Source organism: Proteus faecis (genome assembly GCF_030286765.1).
GTDB classification, from domain to species: Bacteria; Pseudomonadota; Gammaproteobacteria; order Enterobacterales; family Enterobacteriaceae; genus Proteus; species Proteus faecis.
Map to the genome: position 1 here is coordinate 379,260 of NZ_JASVWV010000001.1, position 19,782 is coordinate 399,041.

Annotated in this window: 5 protein-coding genes; all 5 read right to left on the reverse strand. The window is 37.5% G+C overall.

Features of this window, described 5'->3' with window-relative positions:
* Positions 1 to 108: 108 nt before the first annotated feature.
* On the reverse strand, positions 109 to 348 hold the full coding sequence (locus tag QSH13_RS01795) for a hypothetical protein (RefSeq protein ID WP_109406409.1): 240 nt from the start codon (positions 346 to 348) through the stop codon (positions 109 to 111).
* Entirely contained in the window at positions 332 to 1,834 is a 1,503-nt protein-coding gene (locus QSH13_RS01800; protein ID WP_286038726.1) for a VENN motif pre-toxin domain-containing protein, read from the reverse strand. The genes QSH13_RS01795 and QSH13_RS01800 overlap by 17 nt, the downstream gene beginning before the upstream one ends.
* A 626-nt stretch (positions 1,835 to 2,460) precedes the next feature.
* Positions 2,461 to 15,495 carry a two-partner secretion domain-containing protein gene (locus QSH13_RS01805; protein WP_286038727.1) on the reverse strand — a complete coding sequence of 4,345 codons (13,035 nt, stop codon included), beginning with the start codon at positions 15,493 to 15,495 and terminating at the stop codon, positions 2,461 to 2,463.
* A gap of 81 nt (positions 15,496 to 15,576) precedes the next feature.
* Complete coding sequence (locus QSH13_RS01810) at positions 15,577 to 17,256, reverse strand: ShlB/FhaC/HecB family hemolysin secretion/activation protein (protein WP_286038728.1); 1,680 nt, start codon at positions 17,254 to 17,256, stop codon at positions 15,577 to 15,579.
* A 494-nt stretch (positions 17,257 to 17,750) separates the two neighbouring features.
* Positions 17,751 to 19,130 carry an APC family permease gene (locus tag QSH13_RS01815; RefSeq protein WP_109397921.1) on the reverse strand — a complete coding sequence of 460 codons (1,380 nt, stop codon included), beginning with the start codon at positions 19,128 to 19,130 and terminating at the stop codon, positions 17,751 to 17,753.
* Positions 19,131 to 19,782 lie beyond the last annotated feature (652 nt).

The following is a 19,782-nucleotide window of genomic DNA, read 5'->3' on the forward strand; positions in this document are numbered from 1 at the left end:
TAGCTGGTGCAGGTCTGTGCATTGACTACAGGCAATTAATTATCCGGATTATTGAAGCAGAGTGGTAGCTAAAAGGAAAACCCCAGCACTTAGACTAGGATCTTAACATCATCTACGTAACTTATATTCTTCAAACCAAGCCCCTATTCCAACGACTAACCCAGCCCATAGACTTGCTTTAATAATTTTCTTTAAAAACTCGATCGAAAAAAGAAAATCTCCACCAAAAAATAACCAAATAATACACTCACCTATGCAGTATATAAACAGTCCCATAATAAACAGGGCTACCACACACAAAATAGTCGTAACAAGAAAGTATTCAAATTGATTAATTTTTCGATTCACTATTTTTTTCCTTAACTTCTTTAATTTTATTTTGCATCAGAGCGTTTGTAGCCTCTGTTGTAAAAGCAGAACCTACACCTCCCAAAAGACCAGGAACTATACTCGGTTTCATATCCTTCGAAAGTCCATATAATCCGTTTATAGCTCCACCCTGCAATTTAGGATTGTATTTGGGATCCCAACCTCCTGTTTTCCACAATCTATATTGATTCCATCCATAACTTATAGGTTTACCCGCGAAACCATACCCCATACTAGAACCGAGACCTGCAGTAGTGGCATTTGTAAAAATTGTAAAAGGGTCATCACCCTTAAACATACTTGCAGCCCCCCCCATTCCTGCATTCCAGGCAACAGTTCCACCAAATTTCGTATACGCCGTCATGGTGCCTGTCCCAAAAGCAAACACCACATCCACCGGGTTGACATCTCCTGTAAACGCATATTGAACTCCAGCATTTGCTGTGGCTCCTATTGTTCCTGTTGTAAGCATCATTTTGCCTACTCCATCCCCCAAAAAATATGTTGTCATTCTGCCTGCCCCACCCAATAACGGCGCCATAACTTTGCCTGCCAGCCCCCCCTGCAATACCTGAAGAGGGGCATCACCGATAGCCGCATTATCTCTGTGGTAGCCATATGTATTGGCTAGATTATCGGCTTTTTTGAACAGTTTTTCTTCTTCGGTTTGTGTGCGCGTCCAGTTCAGAGCACCCAGCCATCCGTCTTGCTCATACGCCAGTTGCCTTTCCCGATCCGCCCAAGCATTTTTCACTTCGGTACTGCCCGCGTATGGGAAGCCTTTATTCGGGATCAGCGACGAGTCTCCTTCTTTTAACAACAAAATGACCAACTGTTCAGCAGTTTCTGCACCGTACAACTGAGTTTTTTCATAGGCATATTGCTGTAATTCCTGCCGGAATCGCTGTTGCTGCTCCGGCGTCAGGGACGCAGGATCTTTCCGGTACTGATTTAGCAGGTCATCGCTAATTTGGTCACGGACTTCCAGCGCCAGTAACTCACGAACATCCCGCTCCGTATATTTGTTTTCCCGCAACGCCTCACGATTTTTATCCAGTGCCTCGCGTGAAATATCCCCCAAAAAGTTATTCTCAACCACCACTTTCCCGGCTTGGGCGGCATTGGCAACGCCTGAGCTATTATCGCTGATTAACCCACCGGCAATGCCGGAAGCTAACGTTGCCCATGCACTTATATTCTGCTTTTCAGGCTCGGTAAGTTCTTCGAGGGTTTTGCCATAAAGTGAATGCGATAAAATACCCATGGTTTCGCCGGTCATCGCGCCCGTGGCTTGTGCTGCCGCATTTTCACCTTTTGCCAGTGCAAGACTGGCATTCACCAAACCGTGCGCTATTGTGCGCTGAATATCACTTTCAACACTGTTGCCTTGAATTTGGTTTTTCACTTCATTGGCAAGATAAGGCGCTGAGCCATTAGCAATCGCAGTAACAATGTTGTTACCCATTATGCCTTGTGTAAAGGCCGTAACGGCTTGAATAGCTCGGGTATATTTACCGCCCGTGCCAAAGTCAGACTGGTTGGTATAGTCCTGTAAGCCTTGTTGGAAAAGGTAATTTTGAACATCACGTTCAGTGACGTTATCTTTGGTTTTTGAAAGGGCTTGGTAGAGATTGGTCGTAATTTAGATTTGAAAAAATATGCTAATAAAATGATGCCAAAGGATTAGTACTAAATCACGAGCCCAAAACTGACTATTGAGAGAGGAGATGGCTAAATGAGTTTGATATTCCCCCCTCATCCACCAAATCAAACTGTTAATAATCCAGTTGGCTGAGGAGTGAAATAATCATACAAAACTTAGTGTAGTGCTAATTTTTTCTTTATAAGAATATTAATGTCTTTTATGTTCAAGATAACTGACTAAACAAGCAACTATGCTAAAGAAAAAACCAAATCCTATTCCCAAACATATATAATCTATAACATTCTCTTTAGTAATAGAGAAAAAACTACCTTCTATTAAGAAATAGAATATTAATTCTATTAGAGCTTTTATTATTAATAAAATAAGGAAAACCATAAAAGAGAATGCAACCCAAAATAGAAGAAAATATTTAAGCAATCTCATTTTTATTCCTCGTCATTCAATTTTTTTATTTTATCTGTAACTATTTTATTCGCACCTTCGGAACCCAGAGCACCAGCACCACTTCCAACAATATTTGGTACTACTGATACACTCGGCGGAGCTGTAATTGATGGCATTACAACTAATGGGCGCTCTTTAAGTCCGCTAGACCAAGGATTAAATTTATTATCCAGACGATGAGTTAGCCATTTTGTGCCTCCATAGCCGACTGTTGAACCTGCTAATGCGCCTCCCATAGAGACCCAAGGTGATTGCCCATCAATTAAACTTGAAATACCTGCACCAGTTGTATTGGTTGTGAGCGTTCCCCAATATCCCATTCCTGGTGTTATTCCTCCTGTTAATAAAGAAGAACCGAAGCTTGCATAACTAAAGCTCGTTTCTGGATCTGTGTAAATATTATACCCTTGCATGCCTAAATTTGCTGTACCCGTAGTTGTTACACCTATCACACGGCTAGCGACAGTTGTGCTACCTAACCAACTCGATACATAAGGGCTAATAGCCTTACTCATTATTGGTAAACCTAATGTTGTCGTTGCAATAACGGCTCGTGGAATATTATTACCACGCTGTAACTCACTATAATGTTCAATGATAGGATCCAGTTTTTTGATACTATATTCAGCAATTGATTTACAATGAACATCACATTCTGCTGATTGAATAAGTAAAATTAATTCATCTTGCTGTTGAACCAAATGTTCTTTAGTGATCCTAGTTTCCATCGCTTTTTGCTGTTGTTCCATATCGACTTTATTTCCTAAGCCAACTAAATGTTTCTTTTCTTCATCCGTAGAAGCAAGATAATACTTTTCAAGCCATGAAATTATTTGTTTAGCTGTTAAATAATTATTCTCAACCACCACTTTCCCGGCTTGGGCGGCATTGGTAACGCCTGCGCTATTATCGCTGATTAACCCACCGGCAATGCCGGAAGCTAACGTTGCCCATGCACTTATATTCTGCTTTTCAGGCTCGGTAAGTTCTTCGGGGGTTTTGCCATAAAGTGAATGCGATAAAATACCCACCGTTTCACCGGTCATCGCACCAGCGGCTTGTGCTGCCGCATTTTCACCTTTTGCCAGTGCAAGACTGGCATTCACCAAACCGTGCGCTATTGTGCGCTGAATATCACTTTCAACACTGTTACCTTGAATTTGATTTTTTACTTCATTGGCAAGATAAGGCGCTGAGCCATTAGCAATCGCAGTAACAATGTTGTTACCCATTATGCCTTGTGTAAAGGCCGTAACGGCTTGAATAGCTCGGGTATATTTACCGCCCGTGCCAAAGTCAGACTGATTGGTATAATCCTGTAAACGTTGTTGGAAGAGGTAATTTTGAACATCACGTTCGGTGACGTTATCGTTAGTTTCTGAAAGGGCTTGGTAGATATCATCATAAGCAGTGTCTGAAAGGCGATTTAGTGTTGACTCGTCTTTAGCAATATTGGTGCCACGAATAGTATCAACCGTGGTTGCCAAATCGATAATCTGTGCACCAATTTCACCCACTAACTGCTGTTTCTGTTGGCGGTTTTGCTCTTTCTCTTTATCGAAGATTTTATTTAACGTACTGTGGGCGTTATCGGTATCTTGGCTTAATTGAGCGATATCTTGCTGCTGATTATCGCTATCACGCACTGTCCATGTGCCTTGCGATACCGCAGATTGAGTGGTATTTTCAGCGCTGTCACTGTGGTTGCCTGCCATGGCTAATGCATGCCCCATATTCGCCAGCATATTGCCCTCAACACCCCCTGAAGTACTCACACCACCAGATTGATGCTCAACTTTATATTCTGCGTAGTTATAGATATCACTAAAGCCTAATGTACCTGTATCGAGCTGATTATTTTTAGCTTCTGCGGTACTGCTAATCACCGCGCCATCAAGCTGGGTATGTTTACCCACGCTAATATCAAACCCTTGATTGCCTGCAAATAAGCCCGTTTGTTCTTCTACTGAACGGTATTTGCTGTCCATTTTATCGCGGCTAAACGAAATATTTGCCGAACCACCCGGTGTGCCCATCACATTGACACTACCACCGACACTTTCACTCGATTGCTTCGATTTGTAGTCATCAATCGCTTGCTGGCTTTCAAGATGTAAATTCCCCCCCACCTTAGCAATGACTTTATCGCCTTGCGCTTGAGCGCCTTTTAAGGTCGTATCTTGGCCACTTTGTAATGTGAGCGTTTGTCCTGCATTTAATGTGCTATTGGTGTAATAGGTGTGATCGCCCTCTTCAAAGCCTTTCGCTCGGCTACCATTGGCATTAATATTTACCCCGACTCCACCCGAGCCCACTGTAACGCCAACACCAACAGAGGCGCTTTTGCTGCTGTTTTTGCTGTCTATCGTCTCTTGGTTTTGTGCTGATTGTAATGTGATATCTCGCGTAGCACTTAGGGTAAGATTACCACCAGCCTGTAGCTCACTGCCTGTAATAGTGATATCACCCTGCTCTTTTCCTGTTGCTGTAATAGCAAGATTTTCACCTGCACTTAAGCTACTGCCTTGGGCAATATCTTGTTGCTGTATACGTTCCGATTCAGAGGCGCTTTTACCATAAGCGACATTAACACCAATTAATGTTGTGCTCTCATTATCAGTGCCAGATTGCGCATTATCTAATGCAACCGCACCAGCGGCTTGAGCACCCGAAAGCCCCGCTTTAATGCCTTGAAGTGTGCTAATTTGGCTATCATCAGCTTCTTTAGATGCCTTATAACCTGAAATAGCGCCATTGATTGCACTTCCTGCAGTACCACTTAGTGCGACGGTAAAACCGCTCTGCTTAGTTTTGGTTTTGCTTAGCTCGGTATAACTGTTTTCGGTAGCCAGAATATCAACAGAATCCCCTGTAAGAGATATCTCCTTTTTGGCTATCATTTCACTGCCATCAATGGTGAGATTATCCCCTGAAGTGATGCGAATATTGCCATCCGTACTGCCAATCACACTGCCTTTTTGAGTCACCGCATTACTATTATTAAGCTGCTCAAATGCAGATTTACCTACAGTAAAGCCGATACCACCAGTACCACCAATGCCTGATTTTTTAATTTTTTCTTCATAAGATTGGAAAGCAAGCTCTTCTGCTGTGGTAAGCGATAATTGATTACCCGCCTCAAGATTGATATCTTGTGTAGCAATAATCTCACTGCCCTGTGCAATTAAATCATTGCCGGCAGAAAGAGAAATTTCATTTCCTTTTAGCTGCGTTCCCGTTGCTTGTTTATTATGAATTTCAGCATGCGTTGTTCGCGTTTCAGAAGAGCCAAACGATTTATCTTTCGTCACACTGTGTGCGATTTGGTCAATAGAGGAATAACCACTTTGTAATGAGACATCATTACCTGCAGTTAATCCTAGCGAGCCTGTTGCTTGAATATCCGTTGCAGTAAGATGAAGATCTTCGCCCGAAGTTATTGATATATCACCCGCATAAAGATGAGATCCAATCTCCTCTTCAGTGGTTTTATGCAGATAGTTATTACTATCCCAATCAATATTCTCTTGACGACGCGTATGAATAGTACCTAATTCAATATTTTTACCTGCGGTTAACGCCAATTGGCTGTTATCACCACTTGCTAAAATATCTGTTGCTGTTAACGTTAAATTGCGCGTTGCTTTTAATGCCATCTCACCATCGGGTGATTCTAAATAAATGGCGGCACCACGGTTTAGCCATTGGTCGGTACTATTATCCGATACGGTTGCTGTACTAATAATGTCATTACCTGCTTGCAGATTAATCCGGTTTTGTCCTGCAATTTGTCCGCCTTCATTTTTAATATCTTGCAACGCAAGCAAATCTACCGTTTGTCCTTTAATTAGCCCTTGGTTAATTAAATTATCAGTTGAAGCTTGTAAGCCTGTTTTACTTAAAATCGTGCCTTTGTTTTTTAACTCAGGAATATTATTTAAAATAACTTCACTACCTGAAAGCAATGCACCATTATTTTGTAAATCACCGGGTAGAACACGCGCATAAACCTGAGGCACTAATACTTTTTCAACGGAGCCATTAGGTAATGTGATCTCTCTATTGGTTAATAACACCATATCCGTTGTGATCATTGCCATCTGTTCAGAGGTTAATGTCACTCCCGGTTTAATGCCAAACTCTTCACTAAAGCGAATACCCGCATCCATTAAAGCGTGATATTGCTGTTCATTATCATTATGCCCATCTAGATATTGATTACCGGTTAGCTGAATAATTTGATCACGGACTATGCGTTGTTCATAGAAACCATCGCCAATACGTTTATGGGTATTATTGTGATCAACCGATAATGCATTCTGCATATAATCTGAGCTTAACCACTCTCTTTTATTGGTAAAACGAGAGTCTGTTTCAACAATATATTGGCTATCGGTTCCTTTATTGACATTAAATAAACGGTTTTCAGGAAGCTTTAATATAGGCGCTACGGTCTGAATTTTAACTTCTATTGTTTTCTCTTCTGCTGGTTTTTCTAATTGAGGAACAGTAATTATTTTGCCAATAGGAAGCTCAGGGTGTTTTTCTGACCGTTTTATTTCCGGTAATACGCTATTAGGCTGTGTAATTACCGTTTTTTCAGCGTTAAATGTAGAAACAGTATCACCACTTTCTAATACGATTTCTGTCGATTGATTACCATTAATCGTATCATCAAGTTTTTTCGTAGTTATTTTATCAAAGAGAGCAAGATCACTTTGGTCTGTTAATAAGCTCTCTTTATATCTTGTTAATGAGAGATCATTGCCCAAATCATAATCTGTTTTTTCAGGCGTGAGCGGGGTTAGCTCCGCAGTATCAACATCAACTTGATTATGATGAGCAATTAATCGACCGAATCTTCGTGTCGTAAATACTTTTATTTCACTCTGTTCACTTAATTCAGGGCGTTTATCTGAGGTTAGATCGGTATTTTCTTTATATTCCAATAAACCTAATGGTAAATCAGTAACCACCTCAAACGGCCCATATTGGGAATGTGAAGTTGAGCTACTTTTCTTCTTACGACCCGCTTTACGTTTACCCGGTCTTTTATGCTTTATTGCTGTACCTTCATGGTATTCAATACGCTGACCTGCAGTTTCCTGATTATTAATATGCATACCATCAATAATCAGTTTACCACCTGCAATAATATGGCTATCAATATTGTTTAAATTATCACCTTTTAAAGTGATATCTTTACCCGCCAATATTAATGCCGGATCACGATGTAATAATTTTGACTCTTCTGTAATTATCTTATATTTAAACTCATAGAAGTCTTTATATTGACGACCATTAATATTTAATAAATGCTCACGCGTATTAATGTTGTACCAAATTCGCTCATCATCAGAATCAAATTTATCGCCACTATGATCAACACCAAATTGATACATTGGTACTTCAGAAACTTTTTCCGGATCACTGATTTTTAAATAGAGGTCACGATTATTAATTTCTGAAACATGAGCAAATAAATTTCCACTCGCTTCAATTGATGCGCTTTCATTATTTAATACATCAGCGGCAACACTTTCTGGCAAGTTTTCTGTTTCAAAACCCGCAATAGCCATATCACCACCACTGTAAATAAGAGCGTGATTACGGTTATTTATTGTATTACTGAATAGCTGTAGGTTTTCTCGAGAGGCTAATACTGGAGCAATATCTTTAAGCTGTGCATAATTATCAAATTGGTGACTTTTTAGCTGGATATTATCACCATAAATTCGTCCACCTGCTTGGTTATAAATTGTATGAGCTACTAATGCGAGTGTGCCACCAAAAGCATCAATCAATCCTGTATTTTGCAATTTTTCTGAAATAGTTAATGTCAACTGTTTAGCACTAATTTCGCCATTACGTTTTTCATTATCATCAATACTTCTTTTGCTACGAGTCGTCACTAAATCATCACTTTCTACCGGGATTACTGACTCACTGTTATTTAAGTTCGTCGCTTGAAGTGAAATCTGCTCACCCGCATAAATAAATCCAGCGTTATGTATTTCATCATCTGAAAAGAGTGTTAAAGCGTTCTGCGATTTAATTGTGGCATCTTGTTCTAACTTAAAAGCGGTTTTTAATTGAATTTCACTATCACCAGCCGAAATAATTTCGCCATTACCACTCAGCTTTTCAGCCCATAAACGGAGCTGTTGTGTCGCTGCTAACAGCCCCTTTTTATTATCAATAGCTAATTTATTTTCATTTTTACCTTCAATAGCCAACATTGCAGCAGATATCAAGCCATGTTGATTATTAAGGTTTTCAACAGGGATTAATTTGAGTTGTTCACTGGCTTGGATAACACCTTGATGATTAAGCAAATCATTCACTGCAATATGAATATTATTGGCTTTTAAGCCTAGATTTTCATCGTCTGTTTGCTGATTATCAAGCTGTTGAGCCGTTACAGTGAGTTGTTCTTGAGATTGGATCTGTCCTATCTGGTTATTTAATCTCTGACTGAGCGTAATTTCAGTATTGTTACCCGCAAGAATAACACCTTGTTGGTTATCAATACTCTTACCGTTAATCAGTAAGTTATTTGCTGATAAAAGTGTTCCTTGCTGATTATCTAACTCACTTTGATTTAACTGAAGATCCAGTTTGTCAGTAGCTTGAATATGCCCTTTTTGGTTATTAAGCCCTGCAACGTTAAGTTGGGTTTCTGTCGTACCAATAACTTTACCATTTAAATTGATCAGATCATTTTGCCTGGTATTTAACTTAAGCTGACTATCTGATTGCAATAATCCATCAGTATTAACCAATTCTTGAGAATGGATATTTAACTCTTTTTTGGCGTATATGGTACCTTGATTATTCTGCAACTCGCCACTGTTAATGGTGACTGCATTAAGTGCGGTTATTTTCCCTTGCTGGTTATCAATATCACCACTATTTAATGAAATCGCACCAGAAGATACAAGCGTCCCTTCACGATTAATAAGTGGCGTATTGGAGTGGCTAATTGTTAATAAATCGCCAGAAGAGATTTTTCCTTGATAGTTATTTAACTGTTCTGTTTGTAGGTCTGCTTTTTGACCCACCGTTATTAGACCTTGCTGATTATTTAATTTTTCAGGGCTAATTAGTTTCAGCATACCAGCAACGGAAATTAACCCATTCTGGTTGTCTAGCTGCTTAACCGTGGCGTTCAGATTATGTTGAGTAATGATGCCCGCTATCGCGTTGTTATCCGCATTCGTTAGCTTGCCATCTGCATTAATGGTGAGCGCTTTAACGGCATAAATTAGCCCTTTCGCATTATTTATATTATTGGCATTAATGGTTAATTGATGGCTATTACTAGCGATGCTACCTTGTCTATTATCAAGATCGGCAGCAATAATAGTTGCTTGCTTATTAGTGGTTATTTTGCCTGCTTGATTAACCAAGTGCCCACTATAAATAGTCAGGTTAGCTAATGCGCTTATTAGCCCATTTTGGTTATTAATATTCTGTTTCTGCGTGTTAATAACGACATTTTGACTCGCACTAATCACACCTTTTTTATTATCAATTTCAGCTGATTTTAAATTTAACCCACCCTGCTTGCTGCCTAGTTGTGCTTGGTTATTAATCAGTTTTGCGCTAGAGATATTTAAGTCGTCATCAGAAATAACTTGCCCTTGAGTATTATTAAGCTCACCACTTTTTAGGTCTAATTTTCCTTGGCTAATAATGCCACCCGATAGCGTTTGACTATTGTTTAATTCATAACCTTGTGTATCTAAAGTGAAATTACTGGCTGAATAGAGTGTGCCTTGCTGGTTATCTAACGTTTGAGTTGTTAATTTAAAGCCGTTTGCCTGACTAATAACTTCGCCACCACGGTTGTTCATTCCTAAGTTATTAAGCAATAAGGATTTAGCAGAAAAGATATAGCCAGATTGATTATTTAAATTACCTGTTACAAGGTTTAATACCCCATGACTAATAATCCCTGCTTGAGACAACGTGTTGCTATTATCTAATTGATTATTTTTCGTTGTGATATCTAATTGCGTTTTGGCTGTAATAAGACCATTTTGGTTATTAATAGCACCACTTTCGATCAATACCCGTTCTTCTATGCTACCAATCTTACCTTTCTTATTATTGATATCTTCAACAAACAGTGACTGTTTAGCCGTTGACGTGATTTTACCTTCAAGGTTATCAATATTACCGGCGTTAATTTCTAATTCGCCTTTACTTATAATACCGCCACTTGTTGCCGTATCACTATTATCAATGCGCTGCTTGTCAGTGCTAATATTTAATGCTGTATTCGCCGTGATCAACCCTGCATGATTTAATAGTTCATGGCTGGCGATAATTAACTTGCCTGTTTGGCTGGCTAATACACCTTGCTGGTTATCCAATAACTTGGCTTTTATTTCGATATCATTATGGCTGATGACACCAAGGTCATTTAGTGTATTGTTATTACTAAATTGATCAGATAATTCTATTTGCAGTTTTTCTGACGAATAGATCAACCCCTCATCATTATCAAGTTCACGGCCTTCTAATACTAAGTTTTGCTTAAGACTTGCTAGTTTGCCTTGTTGGTTATTTAACCGATTGAAGGTAATTTTGCTACCATTCTCAGCCGTTAAATTCCCTTTATTATTGTTAATATCACCTGCATTAAGCGTTAAATTAGCTTTGGTTAAAATACCCCCCTTATTTTTGCTGTTGCTATTATCAATAACATTTCCGTAGGTATTAATTACCATCTCTTTTAGGGAGTAAACTAACCCAGAAATATTTTTGATTGAGGCTGAATCAATAGAAATTGTGCCATTATCAGCGGAAATAACACCGTTATTATTGATAATTTGTTGCTGATGCGTATTGATTATTGCATTGTATTTTGCAATTAGCTGACCATCTTGATTGTTGAGTTCGCCACTATCAATGGTGATATTTTTTTGGCTAACAATTCCGCCACTTTTCAAGGTTTGCGAGTTATCGATAGCATATTTATTTGAATCTAAATTAAGAGAACCTTGAGCAGAAATAACTCCACTACGGTTGTCAATTTGATGTGTATTTAAAGTCAGTGATGACTTCTCACTTCCTAAACGACCTTGATAGTTAATTAAATCGCCATAAGATAAAATATTCGCACTATTGCGTGCAATTATTTTACCAAGTGTATTATCTAATTTTCCTTGTGTTTCAATGGATAATGCATCGTGGCTAGTGATTTTTCCTTTAGTATTATTTAACTCACTCCCCATTATAAGCGTCATTAATTTATTAGAGACAAGTGATCCTTGCGTATTATTTAACGCTTCTTTTGTCTTAATTTCTAACGTCTCAAGAGCACTTATTTCTCCTTGGATATTGTTTAATTTGCCATTAGTTAAAATATTTACTGAAGTATTACTAATCAACTTGCCTTTGGTGTTATCTAATTCACCCGTTGTAATATTGAGTGTATTTTTACTAAAAATCTGACTATTGGTTTTCGTACTTTGGTTACTTAAACGCTCACTTTGAGTATTTATGGTGATGTTATTAGCACTGATTGAACCATTATCATTAATCAGTTGTTTACTGGTAATTGATAAATCGCTATTTAGGCTGCCTAATATGCCTTGTTGATTAATTAAGTTACCACTTTTAATGGCTAGCTGATTAGCGGAAACAATACGACCTTGCGTGCTATCAATATCACCACTATTAATAGTTAATGTCCCTTTTGTTTCGATACCTTTATTACCCTCAATTGTTTGACGATTAATCAGGTTATCACGCAAAGTTAATTGTAATTGTTGAGGAGAAAACAGATGTCCTTGGCTATTATTTAGCGATATTCCTTTTAATGCTAAATTCGCTAACTCACTAAGGATCCGGCCTGATTGGTTAGTCACCGTGTTAGTTTGTAAATCAACTTGTTGCTTGGCTAGGATCTGTCCTTGTTGATTATTAAGGTCGCCACTGTGAATATTTAATCCACCTTGGCTAACTATTCCGCCACTTTTTTGTGTTTCACTATTCGTTATTTTTTGCTGGTGGCTATCAATAATGAGATCTTTACCGGTAATAATCAGTCCAGCGTGATTATTTATCGCACCTGTTTTTAATGTTGCATTATCAGATAAGGTTAATCGACCTAATTGGTTGATAAAACCGGCTTTGGCTGTACTTAATTGCAATTGACTCGCGCTAATATCACCTTGGCTATTATCTAATAATCCCGTATTCAGTAGTAAGTTTTGTGTTGCCTGAATACCTTGAGCTTTTTGTGTATCACGGTTAATTAACTGCTGGTTATTTGAGTTAATGGTGATATTAAATGCTTGTATTAACCCTGATGTATTATTCCAATCTTGAGTATTAGCAGTAAAATCGCCTTGCGTAACAACTTTACCCTGTTGGTTATTAACCGTTTTACTTTGCAGATCAATACTGTTTTTAGCATTGATAACCCCATGGCTATTGTTAATATCACCAACGTCTAGATGCAATTCTCCTCGGCTAATAATACCGCCAGATTGATGCGTATTTTGGTTATTTAACTCGCCACCTTGAGTCGCCAACCTCAAGGATTTTTCTGATTGAATAACCCCTTGGCTATTATCAATTTTATTTGCCATTAATCGCAGTCTGTCTTGCGAAACTATGGCACCTTGTTGGTTATCTGCATATCCCGTTAAAGTGATATTTAACCCATTAGCGCCAATTTCGCCTTTGGCGTTATTTAATATACTCGCTTTTATTTCGCTATTGCTTTTACTGACAATTTTCCCAGCCGTATTATCAAGCTTATTGTTCAGGGTAAGAGCAATGGCTTTATCAGCATGAATATTGCCTTGCTGGTTAGTTAATATATTGGCATTAAGTTTAAGAGTGTCCGCTGATATCAACGTACCTTTATTATTAATAATGGCGTCTTTGGCGGTTATATCTAGGCGATTTTGATTTAAGGTTCTTACCTCACCTTGTGTATTATCTATCTCTTGAGCATTGAGTGTTAATGCGCCATGTGTCTGAATATTACCGCGTTGGTTACTGAGTGTTTTTTCTACGTTAATTGATGTTAGTTCAGTACCTGTTTGCTTTAAATTAGCATCATTATGGTTAAGATTAACTGCATTAATTTCTATTTTTTTCGCCTGAGTTGTGGCTTTTTCTAAATCTAAATTTTGCCCTTGTAGAAAAAGCTGCCCCGTTGTTAATAAGGAGCCTTCTTTACCTAATAACGTGTCGGTTTTTAGGGTGATAACACCTTGTTGAGGCAGTGAGATTGTGCCTTGTGGATTATTTAGTGCCGTTGTTTTAATGATTAATTGACGACCAAGACTTTGAATATCGCCACGTTGATTATTCATATTTTGATGATTTAAAGAGAGATTTCCGGCGGTATTAATCTCTCCTTTTTGGTTATTGAGTACAACGGAATTAAGTTTTAAATCATGACTACCTGATTGGCTTAATTTACCCTCACTATTATCAATCAGGTTCGGCGCAATAAGTTGAAGCTTATCACTGCTGATCTCACCTTTACGATTAATAATCTCTGTTTTAGCATTAAGCATGACTGTATTGGCATTAACTTCGGCTAGCTCTGTTTTAACTTTCCCTACTGATGCCGTAATGTGTAGATCTTTACTTTGTGTTTTGCTGTTTGAAATATCAACATTTTTGGCAGTTAAATTAATTTTATCGCCACTTAAATGCTGACCAGCAGAAATAATGTCATCCGTTATATTCAAAGTTAGCGAGGCAGAATTAACGGCATTACCACTATTATCAATACCAGCACCGAGTTGGCTCTTTTGTGTTGCCAAATAACCTTTAGCATCAATTTGAATATTCTCTTGAGCGACTATTTTGCCTGATGCGGTTTGAGAAACGTTTTCTGTTGCTTTTAACTGAATATTATTTTTAGCTTGCAGTGTGCCACTATTAACAAGATCACCTGTGGTATTTAGCGCTAGGTTTTTATCGCCGGCAATCACTCCTTGGTTATTTACACTTACCGTATTAATTTGTAATTGTGCTTTAGACTGAATTAGTCCGGTATTTATTAACTGACCGTTTTGATTTAGTGTTAAACCACCGGCTTCAGCACCAATTTCGCCTGCATTGCGCACACCAATACCATGCTCTGTGCCAACCAGTTTAATTTTGTTGGCATACATACCACCCACCAGTGCGACATCAATGGTATAATCATTTTGTTTCGCTACCGAATTATCTTGGTTAATCACATTGCCATTATTATCTAATTTATTTTTACCCGTCGTAATTTCTAAGTTATTAGCTTGAATACGTGAGTTAACTTCTACAGCACGCGCTAAAATACGCGTGTAATCACTTTGGCTATCATTTAGACCACGTCCAGAAATAACTATTTTTCCGTTATTTATTTCATAACCAGAAATTGCGCCGTCGTGTGTTAATGCATTACCTGCAACTAACGTGGTATTTACGGCATTAATAAAGCCACAGCCTTGGCAACTAATACCCGCTGGATTAGCGATAATAATTTCCGCTCGTTTACCAGCAACTTCAATAAAACCATTAAGTTGACTAGGATTTTGGCTATTAATTTCATTTAAAATAACATTCGCTTCGCCTTTAACCAGCCACGGATTTCCCGTCACCATTCCAGCTAATTGTGTTTGTGTATCTTGTAAGCTGTTATTGAGGATCGCACCTTTATTATCAACATCAAATTGCGTAAATTGGTTTCGTGAAACACCATGTTGATTAGGTTGCTGAATATTAACCTGTGCTATGCCATTACTGGTTTGTAATACCGTTGCTTGTTGGTTATTTGGCGCATGTTGATCTGCAATAATTTGACTGGCTTGCACAGAAAAACTGACCATGCCTTGCATCAATAATAAAATAAATGCCACGCTATTTAGCGAACGTTTAATGGATGATGAAAAAAGAGTATTACGCTTATTATTTTCACCACAAGATTTAGTTAATTCAGAAACAACAACCATTGATTGTCGAGTACGATTATAAATAACGCGATAACATAATTTATTCATGTGTAAGATCCTTGCCTAAAAGACAATATAAACTTCATTTAATTATTATTTTTTATTTAATATTTTAGTTAATGCTATATTTTAGTAATTAAAGTGAATGCTAAATCCTAAATTAACGTGATCCGTTTTAAAACCATCAGGTTTTGATAATGGCGTACCAATAAAAGTGTCATATTTTATTTTTGATGAGAATAGTGAGCCTTTTATTCCTATAACGCCACCAGCAAGATGTTTACCTAATAAACGAGGATTGTCCGTATTATCAGTTAATTTACCGTAATCAATACCTAAATAAGCAAAATGCGCTGTAGAAGGATATTGCCAACTTAACGTATTTTGCACATACCAACCTTCATTGGCACTTAAAGTTCGTTCACCATCAAAACCACGAATTGTCCAGCGGTTACCAATAGCCAGTTTATCTATTGCGGTTAATAGATCATGGGTCACTTGTCGGCGATAGTGCCCTTGATAACGAAATGCTTGTTGTCCTATTAATATAGGAATTTCTAAATCCGCTCGCCATGTCAAAATATCCGCTTTATCTGTTGCATAATAATTATCTAGGTAGGCTTCTTCATAAGCAGGAACAGAACCAAACCAACGCGTTCCTCGTTGATAATTCACGCTACCTTCAAAAGTCGCAAAAGAGAAATATTGGCGATGCGATAAATTAATTAACCAGGAGCTTACTCTTCGACGCTGTATTTCAATTTCAGTATTATCAACATAGTTACGTAATACTTTAGCTTGAACACCATAGCGCAATGCGGTTTTACTGCTTTGATTACGAAAAAGTGTATAAGATAATCCCATATTCACATTTTCACTTTCACCCGAATAGAGAATATCTTTTAAATGCCCTGCAACGGTTTGTGAGTAATCATAACGCAACGCATTGATATCAAATAACCAGTAACCAAAAGGTACGGAATAGTGCACCATTACGTTCTGATTATTTTTATTACCAGCAAAATCTAAGTCACGTTCAGTAGAAACATAAAATAGATCACTAAGAGAGAGTGGATTATCGAGTGATAACATCACACCACCTTGATAGCGTCCTGTTGCTGGTGATCCTGCATCATTGAACCACAATGAAGTATGCCAGAAACGTGATTGTTTTCGTTTTATCACTATATCGCTTTCACCCGCATTTTCGCCTGGCTTAATTTCCATTTCAGCACTAACAACGGGTAAGCGCTGTAGGTTTTCTAACCCTTGTTCAATATCTCGCAAATCGAGTAATTGTTTTTTATGCGCAGGCATACTGGTATATAGTAAGGCGTATTTATCTGAGTCATCAGTAAACTGAACATTACGAATAATACCTGGGACTATTGTTAAATATAATGTTCCACGACTAATATCTTGTTCAGGTACAACAATACGCGTGGTGATCCACCCATGCGTTAATAGGCGATTTTGCATACGAGTGACGACGGTATTTATTCCGTTTATCCCCAAACATTGCCCGATAAATTCAGACTTAAAAAGAGCCAAGTTAACCCAATGAGGAATAACCTCTGCATTAGTTATCTCAATGTGTTCGATTGTAAAACAGCGCTTTTCTTTTGTTCTATTCTCTTTTTCTTCATATTGGCTAATATCAAAATAGATATTAGGTATTTCTGGTGTTAATTGCTGATAAAGCGCTTCTTGTTGGCTTTGATTATGCTGTTGTTGTTGATTAAATATTTCCGTCGCTTTTTCAGAAGCGTCGGCTGAAGATATGGGAATATTAAATAGTGTAAAAAACACCCATAACTTTAAAAAAAGTATAATTTTTTTCATATTATGTAATAAACAGGGGCTGTGATTTTAATTGTATTTATTTAGGATATATCTAATCTTTAATATTATTGATATTAAAAAATGTAAAGTAAATATTAAAAATTGAATAACAAATAAAATAATGCAATTTTATTAATATAAAGATTAAAAAAAGCAACCTATGTTAAAAAATCAGCTTTATATAACAACAAAAATCACTTAATAAATTCATTAATATTAATGAATTATAAAAATTAAAATGAATTACAATTAAATTATAATTATTTATTTAATTAAAAATTAAATTAAGAAATTTATTTATTATTGAAATATTTATTCGATATATAAAATGCTATATTTATCTTTTGTTATTCAATTCTTATTGATACTGTTAATTTAATACTGACCATTTAACATACAAAAAAAATGGCTTCATTACTGAAGCCATTTCTACACTAATTTTTATAACTATTTTTATAGCTTTACTTTTCTGGCATTTGTGGCATTGGTCGACGGAAACGGCGAGTGAGCCACACCATATAAAGTATACCAATTGCGCCCCAAATAAGGCCTAATTCCATAGAGCCTGGTTCAAGGTTTATCCACAAGACACCCATTGTCGCAGCACCAATGAGAGGTAATATCAGGTAATTAATGTGATCCATTAATCCTTTATTACGGCGCTCACGAATATAGAACTGTGAGATAACAGACAGATTCACGAAAGTAAACGCCACTAACGCACCAAAGTTAATTAATGCCGTTGCTGTCACTAAATCAAAGAACACTGCACCTAAGGCTAAGAAACCGACTAATAGCACGTTAAATGCCGGTGTACGCCATTTAGGGTGTACATAACCAAATGTTTTCTCTGGGAATACTCCATCGCGACCCATAACATAAAGTAAACGAGCAACACCTGCGTGAGCCGCCATACCTGATGCTAATACAGTCACACATGAGAACACTAAAATAATAGACTGGAATAAAGCACCAGCAACATACAGCATTATTTCTGGTTGTGACTCTTCTGGATTTTTGAATCGTGAAATATCTGGGAAATACAATTGTAAAAAGTAAGAAACAGCAATAAAGATGATCCCACCAATTAGCGCAGTTAAGAAAATCGCTTTAGGGATAACTTTACCTGCATTTGGTGTCTCTTCTGACAATGTACTGATACCATCGAATCCTAAGAATGAGAAACAGAGTATTGTCGCTCCGGTTATCATAGGTATCAATTCAGCATCCACAGATGCAAACGGTCTAAAGGTCCATAACTCCCCTACACCTTCTCCGTTATAAACACCGTGAATAAGTAATCCAACAAACACAACCATTACTGCAACTTGTACAATAACAATTGCTGTATTTAAGTTAGCAACAACGTTAATACCACGCAGGTTAAAGAACGTCATTAAAGCAACTAAGCCAAATACAAAGATCCACGGTTCAACGCCCGGGAATATTGCTTGTAAATAGATTTTCGCCAATAAAATATTGATCATTGGCATAAATAAATAGTCGAGTAAAGATGACCAACCTACCATAAACCCAACATAAGGACTCATGGATTTTTGAGCATAAGTATACGCAGAGCCTGCTGAAGGAAAACGCTTAACTAATTTTCCATAACTTACCGCTGTAAATAAAATGGCAATCAATGCAATCGCATACGAAGTTGCTACGTGACCATTCGTAATGCCAGAAACGATACCAAATGTATCGAAAATAGTCATAGGCTGTAAAAAAGCAAGCCCCATCATGACTACTTGCATTAGAGTCAAGGTTTTACGTAATTGAACTCGATTGTTAGCACCAGTTTGGTTAGTGCCGATAGAGGAGATAACGTTATCTGACATTAGCGAACCCTCCCATAACTTCGGTGTGAGTATTAGATAAACTCAACCGACAGTTACTGGGAAGACTTCGCATCTGCCTATAAACAGAATAGAATGAAGTTTTTAAGGATGTGTATGTGTTTAGGAGACGCCGTGCTCCGTAGTCATCGTTGCCCGCAGTGCCGTTAGGCCCGACTGCGAAAGAGAATAATTGTACCATATTAGCATTCCTCTATCATGACAACCCTTTCTCTAAGGGGCTGGCTGCTAATCAAATTATGTTATCTATTCAGACTCAAATGAATCTGACCTCTTGGTGTAGTAATAAGTAAAAACGCAAAAAAAAACCGATGCACTTTAAACGCATCAGTCATATTTTTAGTGGGCGCATTTTGCACGTCTCAGACTTAAATAGCAATACATTTTCATCAAAAAACCCCCTTTTTTTACGATCTTTTCAATTCTCAAACTAAGTCAACATGTAACGCTACATTTTATTAACAAGAATTGTGCTTTTATCACAATTCTTATGTTTTAAACATTTCAAATTTCATTACTTCACAAAAAGAAAACTAAATGTAATTTATTGATAAATAAGAATTAAATATCATATTAAAATTAATATTGTCAACAAACCATCAAAATAAAACATTTAAAATACATTAATAAGATT